The 15,346-nt window shown below is 35.9% G+C and carries 16 protein-coding genes; 9 read left to right on the top strand and 7 right to left on the bottom strand.

The window, feature by feature from the left end:
- Positions 1 to 41 precede the first annotated feature (41 nt).
- The gene (gene yciA / locus AACV00_RS03395) at positions 42 to 473 is read left to right on the top strand and encodes an acyl-CoA thioester hydrolase YciA (RefSeq protein WP_004243075.1); all 432 of its coding nucleotides are present in this window, start codon (positions 42 to 44) and stop codon (positions 471 to 473) included.
- Between the two features lie 97 nt (positions 474 to 570).
- Here the strand turns inward: yciA and tonB are convergent, their stop codons facing one another.
- Both tonB and AACV00_RS03385 read right to left on the bottom strand, forming a co-directional pair.
- Positions 571 to 1,296: a TonB system transport protein TonB gene (tonB, locus tag AACV00_RS03390; protein ID WP_036972024.1), complete on the bottom strand. Its 726-nt coding sequence runs from the start codon at positions 1,294 to 1,296 to the stop codon at positions 571 to 573.
- A gap of 115 nt (positions 1,297 to 1,411) precedes the next feature.
- Entirely contained in the window at positions 1,412 to 1,591 is a 180-nt protein-coding gene (locus tag AACV00_RS03385) for a YciY family protein (protein ID WP_004248137.1), read from the bottom strand.
- A 314-nt stretch (positions 1,592 to 1,905) separates the two neighbouring features.
- On the opposite strand from AACV00_RS03385, the gene cls reads away from it, so the two are divergent.
- Together cls and AACV00_RS03375 are read left to right on the top strand one after the other, a co-directional pair.
- On the top strand, positions 1,906 to 3,366 hold the full coding sequence (gene cls / locus AACV00_RS03380; protein ID WP_004248139.1) for a cardiolipin synthase: 1,461 nt from the start codon (positions 1,906 to 1,908) through the stop codon (positions 3,364 to 3,366).
- A 107-nt stretch (positions 3,367 to 3,473) separates the two neighbouring features.
- The gene (locus AACV00_RS03375) at positions 3,474 to 3,803 is read left to right on the top strand and encodes an HI1450 family dsDNA-mimic protein (protein WP_012367973.1); all 330 of its coding nucleotides are present in this window, start codon (positions 3,474 to 3,476) and stop codon (positions 3,801 to 3,803) included.
- A 147-nt stretch (positions 3,804 to 3,950) separates the two neighbouring features.
- On the opposite strand, the gene AACV00_RS03370 is transcribed toward AACV00_RS03375, so the two are convergent.
- The gene (locus AACV00_RS03370) at positions 3,951 to 4,487 is read right to left on the bottom strand and encodes an Ail/Lom family outer membrane beta-barrel protein (RefSeq protein WP_004243080.1); all 537 of its coding nucleotides are present in this window, start codon (positions 4,485 to 4,487) and stop codon (positions 3,951 to 3,953) included.
- 351 nt (positions 4,488 to 4,838) lie between these two features.
- Here AACV00_RS03370 and gloA2 point away from each other — a divergent pair, with 351 nt between their 5' ends.
- Complete coding sequence (gloA2, locus tag AACV00_RS03365; protein WP_020945701.1) at positions 4,839 to 5,228, top strand: SMU1112c/YaeR family gloxylase I-like metalloprotein; 390 nt, start codon at positions 4,839 to 4,841, stop codon at positions 5,226 to 5,228.
- Positions 5,229 to 5,316: 88 nt separating this feature from the next.
- Here gloA2 and AACV00_RS03360 read toward each other — a convergent pair whose 3' ends face one another.
- Positions 5,317 to 5,619, bottom strand: a complete 303-nt coding sequence (locus AACV00_RS03360) for a putative quinol monooxygenase (RefSeq protein WP_004251042.1) — start codon at positions 5,617 to 5,619, stop codon at positions 5,317 to 5,319.
- Positions 5,620 to 6,059: 440 nt separating this feature from the next.
- Here AACV00_RS03360 and leuE point away from each other — a divergent pair, with 440 nt between their 5' ends.
- Both leuE and ttcA read left to right on the top strand, forming a co-directional pair.
- Entirely contained in the window at positions 6,060 to 6,728 is a 669-nt protein-coding gene (gene leuE, locus AACV00_RS03355) for a leucine efflux protein LeuE (protein WP_004243084.1), read from the top strand.
- Positions 6,729 to 7,086: 358 nt separating this feature from the next.
- A complete protein-coding gene (gene ttcA / locus AACV00_RS03350) occupies positions 7,087 to 8,007 on the top strand; it encodes a tRNA 2-thiocytidine(32) synthetase TtcA (protein ID WP_004243086.1) in 921 nt (306 codons plus the stop codon).
- 314 nt (positions 8,008 to 8,321) lie between these two features.
- Here ttcA and zntB read toward each other — a convergent pair whose 3' ends face one another.
- Positions 8,322 to 9,305, bottom strand: coding sequence for a zinc transporter ZntB (gene zntB / locus AACV00_RS03345; RefSeq protein ID WP_004243087.1), 984 nt, complete (start codon positions 9,303 to 9,305; stop codon positions 8,322 to 8,324).
- 364 nt (positions 9,306 to 9,669) lie between these two features.
- Between zntB and AACV00_RS03340 the strand changes: the two genes are divergently transcribed.
- Together AACV00_RS03340 and AACV00_RS03335 are read left to right on the top strand one after the other, a co-directional pair.
- Complete coding sequence (locus AACV00_RS03340) at positions 9,670 to 10,002, top strand: DUF4377 domain-containing protein (protein WP_004248145.1); 333 nt, start codon at positions 9,670 to 9,672, stop codon at positions 10,000 to 10,002.
- Positions 10,003 to 10,294: 292 nt separating this feature from the next.
- Complete coding sequence (locus AACV00_RS03335) at positions 10,295 to 10,855, top strand: porin (protein WP_049236172.1); 561 nt, start codon at positions 10,295 to 10,297, stop codon at positions 10,853 to 10,855.
- A gap of 355 nt (positions 10,856 to 11,210) precedes the next feature.
- On the opposite strand, the gene AACV00_RS03330 is transcribed toward AACV00_RS03335, so the two are convergent.
- Positions 11,211 to 12,830, bottom strand: a complete 1,620-nt coding sequence (locus AACV00_RS03330; RefSeq protein ID WP_004251029.1) for a peptide ABC transporter substrate-binding protein — start codon at positions 12,828 to 12,830, stop codon at positions 11,211 to 11,213.
- Positions 12,831 to 13,055: 225 nt separating this feature from the next.
- On the opposite strand from AACV00_RS03330, the gene tpx reads away from it, so the two are divergent.
- Complete coding sequence (gene tpx, locus AACV00_RS03325; RefSeq protein ID WP_004243092.1) at positions 13,056 to 13,559, top strand: thiol peroxidase; 504 nt, start codon at positions 13,056 to 13,058, stop codon at positions 13,557 to 13,559.
- Between the two features lie 99 nt (positions 13,560 to 13,658).
- Here the strand turns inward: tpx and tyrR are convergent, their stop codons facing one another.
- Positions 13,659 to 15,224, bottom strand: a complete 1,566-nt coding sequence (tyrR, locus tag AACV00_RS03320) for a transcriptional regulator TyrR (protein WP_004243093.1) — start codon at positions 15,222 to 15,224, stop codon at positions 13,659 to 13,661.
- Between the last annotated feature and the right edge of the window lie 122 nt (positions 15,225 to 15,346).

Raw genomic sequence — 15,346 nt, 5'->3', positions numbered from 1 at the left:
GGAGTCTCCTTAGTTTTAACATTGATAGATAGTATTTCCCCATGACTGAACAACAATCTTTGCCTAATGGTGAGCTAGTATTACGTACGCTTGCCATGCCAGCTGATACTAACGCCAATGGTGATATTTTCGGTGGCTGGATAATGTCTCAAATGGACATTGGTGGTGCCATTTTAGCGAAAGAAATTGCCTTAGGTCGCGTTGTTACTGTAAGTGTAACAGGCATTACCTTTCTAAAACCTGTTGCCGTTGGCGACGTCGTTTGCTGTTATGCTCGTTGTTTAAAAACCGGTAACTCTTCAATTACTGTTAATATTGAAGTGTGGGTTAAAAAAGTAGCAACCGAGCCGGTAGGTCAACGGTATCGTGCCACTGAAGCCGTGTTTACTTATGTGGCAGTCGATGAGAATAATAGTGCTCGTCGCCTACCTGAAGGTAAAACCAATTTTACCTTAGCAAGTACCATGGAATAACCTTTTAAACTCAATAAAACCAACAAAAAAGGCACTTATCAAAAGTGCCTTTTTTATCATTGAGTGATGTGACGTTTTATCAATCAATGGTTTCTTATTAACTTGCAGAAACACCATCTATATTAAAATCAATGATAACCACTTTACCTTTATAAGGGATTTTCTCATAACGCCATTGACGCATTGCTTTTCTCACTTCGCGTTCAAAGACATTTTTGGGGTTAGCAGAGAGAATTTCTACATTATCTACCCGTCCATCGGCATCGATATCAAAGCGTACTTTTATTGAACCCTCAATACCCACGGCCTTGGCACGAGGAGGATAGATAGGTAACCCTTGGCGAAGCACATTAGGTATTTTTCCTTCCCCTTGGCTAGTTGTCGCAACAGGCTTTTCCTCACCTTTATTACTCGGTGTAGCATTGGGGTTAAGATTCTTCATCTCATTTCCCTTGTTCAGCGCCAATGGTTGTTGCTGTGGTCGTTCGACGGGTGGCTTTGGTTTTTCCACCGGTTTTGGCTTAGGTTTTGGTTTGGGTTCGGGCTTCTTCTCTATCGGTTTTTCAATCACCGGTTTTACATCTGGGATCGGTTCTGGTTCTGGCTCAGGTTCTGGCTCGACAACAGGCTCAGGCTCCGGTGGCGTCACCTCTTCAACTACAGGCTCAGGCTCTCCTACTGGCTCATCTGCAGCAAAGGCTAGCATCTGTATAGAGATAGGTTCTGGTGCAATTGGCTTATCTTCTACAACATACAGTATGGCAGCCGCAACAAGCGAGGCATGCAAACACAGTGATATAAATACCCAAAGCTTAAAGCGCATAACTGATCTTATTTCACCTAAACAAAAAATAATGTCCCTAGTTTAAATGCAAATAGCAATCATATTCAATAACGTTTATCAAAATGATTGCTATAACAACTAAAAAAGCTAAAGATCAATTTAGTTCGGTGTATTGCACGAACAACAGCGCTCTATGTTTTCTAGAAGTATCAAGCTTACGCATTTGGTAAATACGTAAGTTACGGCGTGATTGACCCTCTAACCAACGGCGACGGCGACGTAACGCTTGTCTCATCATTCGCCAACGTGCCACTTCATTCCTGCTATGTCTCATTGCAATCAATACCTATTTTTTCAAATAAGTGGTGTATTATAGGACGTTCATTTTATGATCCAAGGGGGGATTGATAATTTGCCTTATTTTTTATTTATGCTTTATACCTTATACCTTTCTCTCAAAAATAAAATGTATCAAAATAAGTATCTAGCGACTTATTTGATGTTTATCTCTTACCAGAGAGATTTGACAGAGAAAATAATCCTGATTTAATAACAACATTTGGCAAATAATAGAAATAATGAACTATTGTTAGTAAATTGCCTCCGACCTATTCATGCGATTCTTTTTCAACGGAAAATAGCTTTACTATGACAACATTTTATACTGTATTAAGTTGGCTAACTTTTTTCTTCTATTGGCTATTGATCGCAGGGGTCACATTTCGTGTCCTAATGCATCGACGACCTGTCACCTCAACGATGACATGGCTACTGATTATTTATATCCTTCCTTTAGTCGGTGTTATCGCCTATTTTGCCTTTGGTGAACTTCATCTTGGTAAACGCCGTGTCGAACATGCTAGGCAGATGTGGCCTTCCGTAGTTGCATGGCTTGAAGAATTAAAAAAATGTAAACATATTTTCGCTAAACACTATAGTGATGTTGCGGAGCCCATTTTTCAGTTAACCGCTAAACGCCAAGGTATTAATGGTGTAAAAGGTAATAAGATCCAGCTACTAACAACTTGCGAAGACTCATTAAATGCCATCACGCGTGATATTAATAATGCGCGCGATAATATTGAAATGGTGTTTTATATCTGGCAATCCGGAGGATTGGTAGAGGAAGTCACTGAAGCCCTTATTCAAGCGGCTAAACGTGGTGTAAAATGTCGCATTATGGTGGATTCTGCAGGAAGCCGTAGTTTCTTTCGCACCAATGGCCCTGCAAGAATGCGAGCCGCCGGCATTGAATTTGTCGAGTCATTGCAAGTCAATCTGTTCCGTTTCTTCTTGCGTCGTATGGACTTACGTCAGCATCGTAAAATAGTATTAATTGATAACTACATTTCCTATACCGGCAGTATGAATATGGTCGATCCACGCTATTTTAAACAAGATGCGGGTGTCGGTCAGTGGATTGATATTATGGTCAGAATGGAAGGCCCTGTTTCTACGACACTGGGTATTATTTATGCTTTCGACTGGGAAATGGAAACCGGTGAACGCCACTTACCACCGCCACCAGATAACAATATTATGCCATTTGAACAAGCAAATGGGCATACTACACAGGTGATTGCCTCAGGTCCCGGCTTTCCTGAAGAACTCATTCAACAATCATTAATTACGGCCATCTATTCAGCCAGAAAAGAATTAGTCATGACAACCCCCTACTTCGTGCCAAGTGACGATCTGGCTCATGCCATTTCAACCGCCGCTATGCGTGGTGTTGATGTCAGTATTATTGTGCCACGAAGTAATGACTCTTTCCTGGTACGTTGGGCAAGCCGAGCCTTTTTTACTGAAATACTTGAGGCGGGTGTAAAAGTTTTTCAATTTGAAGATGGCCTATTACATACAAAAAGTGTAATGGTTGATGGTCAACTGAGTATGGTTGGCTCGGTTAACCTTGATATGCGTAGTTTATGGCTTAATTTTGAAATAACTGTTGTGATTGATGATGAATGTTTTGCTAGTGATCTTAGCATCGTACAATATGATTATATTGCCCGTTCAACACAACTTACTCTTGATGAATGGGAAAAACGTCCATTTATGAATCGGGTGTTAGAACGCCTTTGTTATTTCTTTAGCCCACTTCTCTAGAAAGAGTGATACAATCAGCTCAGTAATTATATCAACAATAAAATAGTTAGCGAAAACAGCTAACTATCGATATAAATAGCGCGACAATATTGACATAATTTATAGGCATGACCATGAACCAACCAACCTTAATCAGTGAAGAAGAAGCTTTAGAACAAGCCTATGATCTCTTTTTAGCGCAAGCCGCTGATAATCTTGATGTAGCCGATCAGCTGCTTTTTAATTTACAATTTGAAGAACGAGGTGCAGCTGAAGTTGTTACATTAGGGAATGATTGGCAATTTATTGTCGGTTTACCTGTTTCATCAGCCCGGTTTAGTGAAGTGATTATCGGTCTTGCACCGGATGAAAATGCCGATATTGATGATATTTTTGGTCGTGTATTAATTAGTCGTGATCCCCTGCAACCCATGTACCATATTATTTGGAAATCTTAACTTCTTAATAACCACACAATTTGTCTGTTTAACTACACTGGCGAACTTATCAATTTTAATTTGTTTAAAAGTAGCTTATATAAAGACTAAAAAGGTCGCAAAAGCGACCTTAGAAAATATATTGACTATCGTGTGTGACACCTTTGATTAAAAACGATAACCGATACCCACTACCCAAGTAGTAAAATCAATATCATATAGTTTGGAGTACTCATAAGAAACATCAATAGCCAAGTTAGTGATTGGGTTTACTTGTACACCTAATCCATAAGCCATTGATATCTTATTTTCTTTTTCTCTTTCATCATAGTAGTGAAAGTCTTCATGAAAATAGCCAAAACCTATTAGTCCATATGCACTAACATAATTGTTAAGGCGGTAACTTGGACCTGCCGTTAACGAATAGTAGCTAATCTTTGAAGTACCTGCATATCCCCAATGATCATAACCATCATTTTTATTTTTTGCATATGAAAACGAACTGATAACGCCCCAATCATTAGCTACTTCATGATTATATTTTAAGTTAATACCTTTAAGGTTATCATTTATTAAATCTTCATCGACTTTCAATTTAGATTTAGCATACCCTATCGACACTGTATTTTCTAATGTTGCATAAGCATTAAAAGAAAGAGTAGAAACAACGAGTATTGAAGTTGAAAGCAAAAAATTAAATTTCATTTTTATTCTCTATATAAAATAACAAAAAACTAAAAAAATTATATTTTTTATGAAGTTAAGCATCTTTAAACAATAAAAACGATACAATAAAAAACATTTATTATAAAGAAATTCTTATTAATAAAATGAAAATAAAATCTCTCTATTTAATTAGAGTAAACTTATATTATTTTTATCCACCATTAAGTAAATATTAAGAATTGTTATTGTTTTTGATTATTCTAAATTAACCAAAATATAAAAATAAAAAATCATACGCTTATATAAAATAAATATTATTAAATCTATTATTTTATGCTATCTTTATAGCATAATTTATCTTATGTTATTTTTTTATTAGTTGAGTTATCAATGTTAAAATTAAATAAAATTCATCATGTGGCGATTATTTGTTCTGATTATACCGTCAGCAAACATTTTTATTGTCAAATACTGGGGCTTACCCTATTAAATGAAAAATACCGTGAAGAAATACAATCTTGGAAAGCTGAGCTTGCGTTAGGTACAGTCTACCAAATTGAATTATTTAGCTTCCCAGATGCGCCAGCACGTTTAAGTTACCCAGAAGCACGTGGTCTACGCCATGTGGCATTTGCAGTGGACGATCTTGATGCTTCAGTTGCTTATTTACAACAAAACAATATTCAATGTGAGCCAATACGTATTGATCCTAGTAGCCAAAAACGTTTTACCTTTTTTCAAGATCCCGATGGCTTACCTTTAGAGCTTTATTCAATATAGTTCACAACATATAACAAGGCCGCAATAAATAATGCGGCCCCAATTAATATATTATTTATTAATACGTTAAAATATAGACATAAAATGATTAATCTATATTTTTATCAAATACACTATTGACTAAAGTGATTTTTGACTCTGCTTTTGTATATTGTTTAATCATCGGAATGATGCGACGAAAATGTTCACTATTACAATGAATATCTAGTGCTTCTTTATTTGGCCATGATTCAATAAAAATAAAGTGACCGGGATCTTTCTCATCAACAAATAAATCATAGCTAATACAAAGTGCTTCTTGTTGGCTAGCTTTCACCAATTCTTGGTAAAGTGGTAAGACCGTTTCTATTGATCCTGATTTAATAAAATCTTCTGCAATAACCTTTATCATAAATATCCCTTACTATTAATATAGAATGGTGATGAGGTACTATTTACTATTATAGAGGTTATATTATTATTAAAAATAATAGAAAAATTCAAACATAATACCGCCCAAACCAATAGGGTTTAATGGCCCAAAGAGACCAATAGGTAGAAAAGTGGTTGCCATGATCTATTTCCTTAGTTTTATATGCAAGTGTATACGTTGCTATTATTTTTGATAAAAATAGATAAATCAATAAGATAAACTCTACTTTTTAAGATAATATTGACCCTATTCACTTTTGTTCTGTATCACGATGATCTTCCCCCCTATTTTCTACTAAAAAACAACTTACTTTCTGTATAAAAATCATTATTTACGAATAATTATGCTAAAAGTGTATAAAAATAGGCGTTTAAATTTTTCTGTTTCTCTTTATATAATAACAGGTCAAAGTTTATATCATGTACAGTAAAAGTATGGGGGTTACTGTGTGGCTTGAACAATTTGGAGTGCTCAATATTTGGACATATCTTGCGGGTATGTTCTTTATTATTATCGTCCCCGGCCCTAATTCCCTTTATGTGCTTAAAACCAGTGCATCAAGAGGAGTTGGTGCAGGTTATCGAGCCGCATTAGGGGTTTTTATTGGCGATGCTATCTTAATTTTCTTAGCATTTATCGGTGTGGCATCAGTTATTAAAGCCTCTCCTGTGCTTTTTACTATTGTCCGTTTCTTAGGTGCTTTTTATCTACTCTATCTCGGTATCAAAATTATTCATGCTAACTTCTTTGCCAAAAAGCAAAGCCATACTGAGACAAACTGTATTCAAGAACATGTATTTCGTAAGGCATTAACATTAAGCTTAACCAACCCCAAAGCGATTTTGTTTTATATCTCCTTTTTTGTGCAATTTATCGACTTTAACTATGCACATACTGGTTTATCCTACTTGATCTTAGCTTCTATGCTTGAAGCATTTAGCTTTGTTTATCTCTCTTTTCTTATTTTTGGTGGTGTAGCATTGGCGCGTTTCTTCGGTTCACGTAAAAATATCGCTAAACTGGGAAATGGTATTGTTGGGCTATTTTTTATGGGGTTTGCCACCAAACTTGCCACACTCTCCTCTTAAATAGACGTCCTTTAGTGACTTAAATAAGGGGCTGTTGTTATCAATAGCGATTATCTTTGATTATCTTTATAGTAATCGCTATTTTCCCCGTTACTATCTTGGTCAGTAAGTCAGCCCCACAGGGTGGCGATTATTTTACTTAGCAGTTTCGAAATGCGCTATGCTTCTGTTATCATTGTCGGCTTATCATTTCCTTGCAATAAGTGGTGATTAAATTTTGCTTTTTAGCTTTATTCGTTTAAACGCATAGATATTATGTTATTCCGATAAAGCACGTCATGCAACAAATTGAAAACAAAGCAGAAAACCCCTTTAAAGTAAGTTAAAAAACCTTAGCAACGATATAGAACCGTAAAAAATGAGCATCCCAAAAGAGCAATATAATTTTAACAAATTACAAAAACGCTTACGCCGTAACGTTGGGCAAGCTATCGCTGATTTTAATATGATTGAAGATGGCGATAAAATCATGGTGTGCCTTTCTGGCGGGAAAGATAGCTATACTCTCCTATCTATCTTAATGAATTTGCAAAAAAGCGCGCCAATACAATTTTCCTTAATTGCCGTTAATTTAGATCAAAAACAGCCGGGCTTCCCTGAGCATATTTTACCTGAATATCTTGAGCAACTGGGTGTAGAGTATAAAATTGTTGAAGAGAATACTTACGGTATTGTAAAAGAGATCATCCCAGAAGGTAAAACCACCTGTTCACTTTGCTCTCGCTTACGTCGTGGTATTTTATACCGTACAGCCACCGAAGTTGGGGCAACAAAAATTGCTTTAGGTCACCATCGTGATGATATTTTAGAAACACTGTTTCTGAACATGTTTTATGGTGGAAAGCTAAAGGGCATGCCACCTAAATTAATGAGTGATGACGGAAAACATATCGTTATTCGTCCATTGGCTTATGCCCGAGAAAAAGACATTGAGCGTTTTGCTCAAGCAAAAAATTTCCCTATTATTCCCTGTAATCTTTGTGGCTCTCAACCTAACTTACAGCGCCAAGTGATCAAAGAGATGCTAAGAGATTGGGATAAACGTTACCCTGGGCGCATTGAAACCATGTTTAGGGCAACCCAAAATATTGTTCCGTCGCATCTATGTGATACCCAATTATTTGACTTTGCTAATATCAAACAGGGTGATGAGATTATTAACGGCGGTGATCTAGCATTTGATAAGGATGATATTCCAACAAGCCCTATTCTTTCCGATGATGAAGATGAGCGTCCTGATTTTAGCCAAGCTAGATTGGATGTTGTTGAGGTAAAATAAGCATAGCCAGTATTATCCCTAGCAAACCATCGTCGTTGCGCTGGGGTTTAATATGCTTTGCTTATGACAAGAATAATAAGCAAAAAAAAACCGATGTTTATTTAACATCGGTGTAATAATGGTCAATTATTCTGTATTAAGAACTCAATATGAGAAAAACTACAATTATGGAGCACAACGTTCATCGCTCAACGTTGTATTCACCTGCGAGAGTTATAATGCCAGATGTTGGCATTTAAAAAATTGATATATCTCAAACAGAGTTAGAGAATTCTTTTTTAAATCCATTTAGTTACGATTAATTTGCTGAAATTTCACAACCACCTACTACGCTTTAACCACCAAGCAACAATCACAATCAAGAAAAACAGTGAAAAGCAAAATATAGCAAAGCCATAAGGAAATTCATTACCGGGGATCCCCCCTAAATTAACCCCAAATAGTCCTGTCAAAAAGGTCGTGGGCAAAAATAGCATCGCCATTAATGACATAGTATATGTTCGTCTGTTCATCGCATCTGCCATCATTGAAGTAATTTCATCAGCAATAACGGCTGTACGAGAAATACTACTATCTAAATCTTCTAATCGACGCGAGAGACGTTCTGATATTTCAACCAAACTAATGCGATCACTGTCGCTCATCCAAGGTAATTTTTCGATAGAAAGTCGGGAGAATACATCACGTTGTGGCGCCATATAACGGCGTAACACAATCAGTTGCTTACGTAGCAATGCCAATTCACCTCGAGCCGGAATTTGCTGATCGAGGATCATATCTTCCAACTCAATTAATTGGTCATGAAGTGTTTCAACAAAATCACCTATTTCATCTGTCACTGCATCGGCCATAGTGATCAACCAACTACCACTATTTTCTGGACCATCACCCACTTCTAAAGAGTGGATCACCGAATCAACGGAATTAACGCGACGATGTCGGCTCGAAATAATCATTTGACCATTAATATAAATACGATACGCAATCAGTTCATCCGGCCGATCATCGGGGTTGTTATTAATCGTTTGCAAATTAATAATAACTCCTTCCCCGATACGCTGTGCCTTAGGTCGAACATTTTCAGCTAAAAGCACATCTTTTGCGATAGGAGGAAGTAACTCAGTCTGATTAATCCACTGATCACTTTTGGGTTTACGATAATCGAGATGAACCCAAAAAGGCCTTTCATTACTTGCTATGCTATTAGCCGTGATCGGCATAATTCCGCCATGCCCATTAAGCTGAGCCGTATAGATAGCATCAGAATCTTCGATTATAGCGTTATTGACACTTTTCATTATTCGTCCTCCTTGATACCATCATTTAAAATATAATTTTATGCATTTTTCTAAAATCATGTAAACAATCAATAATATTGCCTTTATTTGATTATGTTGCAAGAGGTTAAATCAAGCCACTATTTAGCCTAGATTAACGCCATCACATCCGCCCATCCACAACAATATTATTGAGTAAAATATTTTTTACTTTAAGATTTTTACACTAAAATAAGCATTAATTATTAGGTTATGATAGATTTTTCAATATATGCCTATATTTAGGTTATCGATTGGCACTAGATATTAGTCATAAAAATGAAATTTGCTTAAAATAAACGTAAATATTAAATTAATTTGTCGCCCCTGAAATAAGGCTATTAATATGAAAAAGTTTCTCACCATTCCTTTATTTTTACTTTTAGCAGGATGCAATACAGCGACAGGAACCAACACCCAAGTTATGAACGATTCGACAAAAACACTGCTTATTGACTCTCAGCTTTATGATTGTGTTGGTGTTGCACCAATGAAATGCATGAAAGTAAAAGAATTACCTGCTGGTGAATGGTCTCTCTTCTATCAAAATATCGAAGGATTTGATTACCAAGCGGGAACGCAGTACAAAGTAAAAGTCAAAGTTACAGATATTCCTAATCCTCCTGCGGATGCACCAAGCATCAAATATACACTGGTTGAGATCTTAGATAAAAAGTAAATAACTCACTAGCTAAACAATGGATTTTCGGATCCATTGTTTATTTCGCTATTATTACGCTTTCCTTTAGCTATAAATTATAAATAAGATCCAATAATAATAACGATTATTTATAAAATATCTTATATTATCTAAGATTATAGTAATTACCCTTCTATTAATACCAAAATAATTTCTTTTAACTCAATAAGAATGCTAGTTTTTTTTAAGAATCATTCCAAAGAAATTAACTTGAAATATGTTATTAACTCACTAAAAATATCGCCATCTCCAACAAATTAGATACGCGATAATGAAAAAAAATCTTATTTTATTTATAAGCTTTATTTTACCTTTCTCTCCATCACTACATGCTTTTGAGAATAATCAGGCAATTTATGGCGGTTACATATATGGAAAAATAAAAAACCACAAAGCAAATGGTGCAATAATAAGTTATCACTATGGATCCGATATTCACTGGGGAATGTTACTTTCATTACTGCATATCAAGTCAACACATCAAAGCCATTTTATAGACGCTAGCTCACTTAAACTAGGCACAAAAGATGAACATGCAAAGGTTTCTGCATTGTTAATAGGCCCAACGTATCGAATTACACCTTCTTTGGCTATCTACGCCCAAATGGGGCCTAAAAAATTAAAATATCGAGTTGATAAAAGTTATTCAGGCGTTGCGGTAACCGATACCATTATCGTCGACACCACCAATGTGATGTTTCAAGCGGGTATTGATTATAGCCTTAGAAAAAATCTAGGCATTAATCTTGGCTATTTACATTCAGATACTGAGTCAAACAAACATAATATTAGACTAAATAGTATCCAATTATCCCTAGGCTATCGTTTTTAATGTTTTATAAATAAACGATAACATAAGTTAAAAATAATCTTATCAATTTTATTTGTTGTTAAAATACGTTTACTGACCACTGAAATTATAATTATAAAGCTATATTAAGTAGTTATACCTATAAATAAAAAGTATAAATTTATACTTTGCATCAACTGCACGATTAGTCAAAACATTCATGCAAAATTATATTAACATAATTTTGCAATGTTTATTCCTTTTGAGTCTCCTTCTGTTGCATAACAGAGGGATTTTTTTTCTCTATCTCTCTTCCCCTAAAAAAAAGTACGCAATAATCATTACGTACTCTTTGCTAATATTTTGGCTTTCTTATCTTATTGCCTGTAACACTTATTTAATGCTTTATAACATACAGCATATGGCTATAAGCGACATCTTCAGGATTCTCAATGGGATAACCTTTTAGCCAAGGTTTAATTAGACGCCCATTAGTATACTGATAGATAGGGGCAATAGGCGCCTCTTCCGCAATAACCTGTTCTGCACGATTATAGAGACGATTTCTTTCCTCTTCATCTGTCGTCATATTGGCTTGGACTAAAATCTCATCATATTGCTGGCTCTGATATTTTGGGATGTTTCCAGCATGCTTAGAGCCTAATAAAGATAAAAATGTGGAGGGTTCATTGTAATCGCCTATCCATGACGCTCTTATCACATCAAAATCACCTGAATTACGACTATCAATATAAGTTTTCCACTCTTGATTGCGTAAGTTTACCTTTACGCCTAACTTTTTCTTCCACATAGAAGCAACAGCAATGGCGATCTTTTGATGATTTTCTGAATTATTATAAAGCAGAGAGAGAGTTAAAGGATTATGAGGACCATAGCCGGCTGCTGATAACAATATTTTTGCTTGGCTATCTAATTCATCCTGACTGTATTCATCATATAGCGTTGGCTCAGGTGTAAAATTAGCCGTCACATCAGGAGTAAAGCGATTCGCTGATTTTTCTCCAGTACCAAGGACTTTGTCTGTAATAATTTTTCTATCAATCGCCATAGCTAACGCTTTGCGAACCCGAATATCTTTGGTAGGCCCTGCTTGTGTATTAAATGCATAATAGTAAGTACCTAACTGCTCAGGGATATACACTTGCTCAGGAATATCTTTCATCAATTTGTGATATAAGTGTTTAGGAAAAGACTCTGTAATATCAATATCCCCAGCTAAATAACGTTTAGTCGCTTGTGATTCATGATTAATAGGCACAAAAGTGACTTTGGTTAACACCGTATTGTGGTGATCCCAATAGTAAGGGTTTGGCGTTAACACAATTTTCTCATTCACAACGCGATCTTTTAGTATAAAAGCCCCATTGCCGACTAAATTACCTACTTTGATCCATTCTGAACCGTATTTTTCGATTGTGTGTTTAGGTACAGGATAAAGTGAAAAATTGGTCGCTAAACTAGGGAAATAAGGAACAGGTCGTTCTAAGGTAACTTTTAACGTTTTTTCATCAATGGCTTCCACACCTAACGCGGTTGGTTTTAATTTACCATCAATAATTTTTTGGGCATTCTCAATAGAAGCTAGGGCTGCATACCAAGCAAAAGGAGAAAGATTTTTTGGATCAACTAATCTTTGCCAACTATAAACAAAGTCAGAAGCCGTCACCTTTTCGCCATTTGACCATTTAGCATTATCACGTAATGTAAAAATCCAAACCCGGTTATCTTCTGTTCGCCATGATTGTGCCACTCCAGGAATGGGACGCCCTCGCTCATCTTCTATCACTAATCCTTCAAATAAGTCTCGTTGAACTTGAGCCTCCGTTAAACCTACGGCATTAATGGGATCAAGTGATGCGGGTTCATCTTTTAAATGTCGCACTACTTCCTGTTTTTTGTCGAGTATCGTTCCTGATGGCACCACTGCCGCATTAGCCTGTGATATGAGCAATCCTTGAACGACAAGTGCACATGATATAACGAATATTTTGCGCATGTCTGTTTCGTCCTGTAGTCTATAAGCGAGTTAACTTAATAATTATAAAAGCCTGATAAAAAGGCACAATCACTGATTGCAAAAATTTTATCAATTTTACCGTTTTCACTCTTTTATTTTAGAGATGTAGACAAATTTTAATCATGGTTACGCATTAACGAATATTATCGTTAATAATTTAGTATTAATAATGGTTAGTTCAATAAGTAACAAAGGAGAACAACAATGGCACATCAAGTGACTTTACAAGGTAATGCGGTGACTTTAGCTGGAAATTTCCCCACTGTAGGCCAAAAAGCAGCCGATTTTTCTTTAGTAGGTAAAGATCTAAATGATGTTTCTTTAGCGCAATTTGCCGGCAAACGTAAAGTATTAAATATTTTCCCAAGTGTAGATACTGGTGTTTGTGCAGCGAGTGTTCGCCAATTTAATAAAGTAGCCAACGAATTAAATAATACCGTTGTACTGTGTATTTCAGCAGATTTACCTTTTGCACAAGCACGTTTTTGCGGTGCTGAAGGTTTAGATAATGTTGTCACATTATCAACAATGCGTGGTGCGGAATTTAAAGAAAACTACGGTGTCGCGATTACATCAGGTCCTTTAGCGGGATTAACTAGCCGTGCTGTGATTGTACTTGATGAAAGTAACAACGTTATCTACACCCAATTAGTTGATGAAATCACCACTGAACCTAATTATGACGCAGCATTAGCTGTACTAAAATAATTGATAATAACGTTATTCATACCGAGTAATGTAAAAAACAAACGGGCTAATATAGCCCGTTTATTTAAATAAAAACCATTAACACATTGTAATATAATATTATTTCTCTGTTTTATCCGCTTTTTTACTTGTTAAATCATATTCACGTAATTTATTTGCGATCGCGGTATGAGAAATACCTAAACGTTTAGCCAGTTTACGTGTACTTGGATAATCACGATATAGACGCCTTAAAATAGAAGCTTCAAATCGCTTAGTCATTTCATCTAACGAGCCTTCAAGCAAATCTTCATCAAATAAAGTATCCGCAGTATGCTCAGGCAAGGCGATATCTTGAGGTCGCAATGTATTGCCTACTAACTGAGCCATGGCTTGATAAATTGTGTTTCTTAATTGGCGAACATTACCAGGCCAGCCATATTGTACTAAATAAGCAGATAAATCAGGGGAAATAACAGGTTTTGATGCTTTCTGCTCTAAACAATATTGATTAATAAAATGCAGTGCTAACGGCATGATATCCGCTTTTCTTTCCCGTAGCGGTGGTAGAGTTAATGTCAATACATTAAGTCGATAGTAGAGATCTTCCCTAAATAGCCCTTTTTGTACTAATTCCCATAAGTTTTTTTGTGTTGCACAAATTATTCGAACATCAACTTTAACTTCGTGCTCTTCCCCAACACGACGGAAAGTACCATCATTTAAAAAACGCAGGAGTTTAATTTGCATTTGTGGCGACATTTCGCCAATTTCATCCAGCAAAACAGTGCCTCGATTGGCTTGTTCAAAAAAGCCTTTTTTACCTTCGATAGCATTAGGATATGCACCTGCCGCATAACCAAATAACTCACTTTCAACCACATCATCAGGCATAGAGGCACAGTTAAGACCTAAAAATGGCTCTCTGGCTCGAGGACTTAATAAGTGGCAAGCTTTAGCAAATAGATCTTTGCCCGTCCCCGTATCCCCCACTAATAATAAAGGATCATCCATTTTTGCCATTTTCTTAGCGCGTTCAACTAATTGTTTCATGGGGGTGCTAACAGCAATAACTTGTTCAAACCCCGAATTATCATTAACAATTAATTTCGGATGCTCATGAATTATTCCGCGATATTTCAATAAAATAAGTGCACCAACACAATGATTAAACTGATTATCATCAGTCAGTTTTATTGGCACAATCTCCATATCAAAATGTTGTTTTTTTAATTTGATGGAGATAATTTCAGCATGAGGATCTTTTTGTTCTAACCAGCGATGGATATTAAAGTTAGGTATCAGTTGGTTAAAAGATTTTTCATTTTTATCATTTTCATCTAATTCAAACAGATGCCGTGTAGCTGGGTTTAATAACTTAATTTGACCTTTGGTATTAATAGAAAAGACAGGGACAGGTACTGATTCTAATAGTGTCCACATAGCTCGATGCTCTTGCTCTGATGGCATAAAAGCCACAGTACGAACATCGATAACCCCCTCAATTCTTCTGATTTCAGCCATTAAAGGTTGAAATATATTAAAATCGATTTGCGAAAAATTTAGATAAATAAGACCAATAGGAAAGATTTCAATTCCACGCAAATCGATATTTTTTAATACAAGCAGATCGAGTAATTCGCGGGTTAACCCGATGCGATCTTTACAGGTAACTTCTAAGCGCATTTTAAACCTTCTTAATACTGAGTGCCCCTGAACTAATTGCTGATATTATACATTAATATCAATTAAATAAAGGGCTTTGTCAGCAAAAGTTGACACTATTAGCATTTATTTTTACACAAAAG

The organism is Proteus sp. G3927 (assembly GCF_963894685.1).
Taxonomy (GTDB): domain Bacteria; phylum Pseudomonadota; class Gammaproteobacteria; order Enterobacterales; family Enterobacteriaceae; genus Proteus; species Proteus mirabilis.
The sequence above is the reverse complement of the archived record's forward strand: the minus strand, read 5'-3'. Positions and strand labels throughout refer to the sequence as shown.

Excerpts from the sequence above, each read along its gene's own strand:
- yciA (WP_004243075.1), top strand. The coding sequence starts at position 42 with ATGACTGAACAACAATCTTTGCCTAATGGTGAGCTAGTATTACGTACG.
- tonB (WP_036972024.1), bottom strand. The coding sequence starts at position 1,296 with ATGCGCTTTAAGCTTTGGGTATTTATATCACTGTGTTTGCATGCCTCG.
- AACV00_RS03385 (WP_004248137.1), bottom strand. The coding sequence starts at position 1,591 with ATGAGACATAGCAGGAATGAAGTGGCACGTTGGCGAATGATGAGACAA.
- cls (WP_004248139.1), top strand. The coding sequence starts at position 1,906 with ATGACAACATTTTATACTGTATTAAGTTGGCTAACTTTTTTCTTCTAT.
- AACV00_RS03375 (WP_012367973.1), top strand. The coding sequence starts at position 3,474 with ATGACCATGAACCAACCAACCTTAATCAGTGAAGAAGAAGCTTTAGAA.
- AACV00_RS03370 (WP_004243080.1), bottom strand. The coding sequence starts at position 4,487 with ATGAAATTTAATTTTTTGCTTTCAACTTCAATACTCGTTGTTTCTACT.
- gloA2 (WP_020945701.1), top strand. The coding sequence starts at position 4,839 with ATGTTAAAATTAAATAAAATTCATCATGTGGCGATTATTTGTTCTGAT.
- AACV00_RS03360 (WP_004251042.1), bottom strand. The coding sequence starts at position 5,619 with ATGATAAAGGTTATTGCAGAAGATTTTATTAAATCAGGATCAATAGAA.
- leuE (WP_004243084.1), top strand. The coding sequence starts at position 6,060 with ATGTACAGTAAAAGTATGGGGGTTACTGTGTGGCTTGAACAATTTGGA.
- ttcA (WP_004243086.1), top strand. The coding sequence starts at position 7,087 with ATGAGCATCCCAAAAGAGCAATATAATTTTAACAAATTACAAAAACGC.
- zntB (WP_004243087.1), bottom strand. The coding sequence starts at position 9,305 with ATGAAAAGTGTCAATAACGCTATAATCGAAGATTCTGATGCTATCTAT.
- AACV00_RS03340 (WP_004248145.1), top strand. The coding sequence starts at position 9,670 with ATGAAAAAGTTTCTCACCATTCCTTTATTTTTACTTTTAGCAGGATGC.
- AACV00_RS03335 (WP_049236172.1), top strand. The coding sequence starts at position 10,295 with ATGAAAAAAAATCTTATTTTATTTATAAGCTTTATTTTACCTTTCTCT.
- AACV00_RS03330 (WP_004251029.1), bottom strand. The coding sequence starts at position 12,830 with ATGCGCAAAATATTCGTTATATCATGTGCACTTGTCGTTCAAGGATTG.
- tpx (WP_004243092.1), top strand. The coding sequence starts at position 13,056 with ATGGCACATCAAGTGACTTTACAAGGTAATGCGGTGACTTTAGCTGGA.
- tyrR (WP_004243093.1), bottom strand. The coding sequence starts at position 15,224 with ATGCGCTTAGAAGTTACCTGTAAAGATCGCATCGGGTTAACCCGCGAA.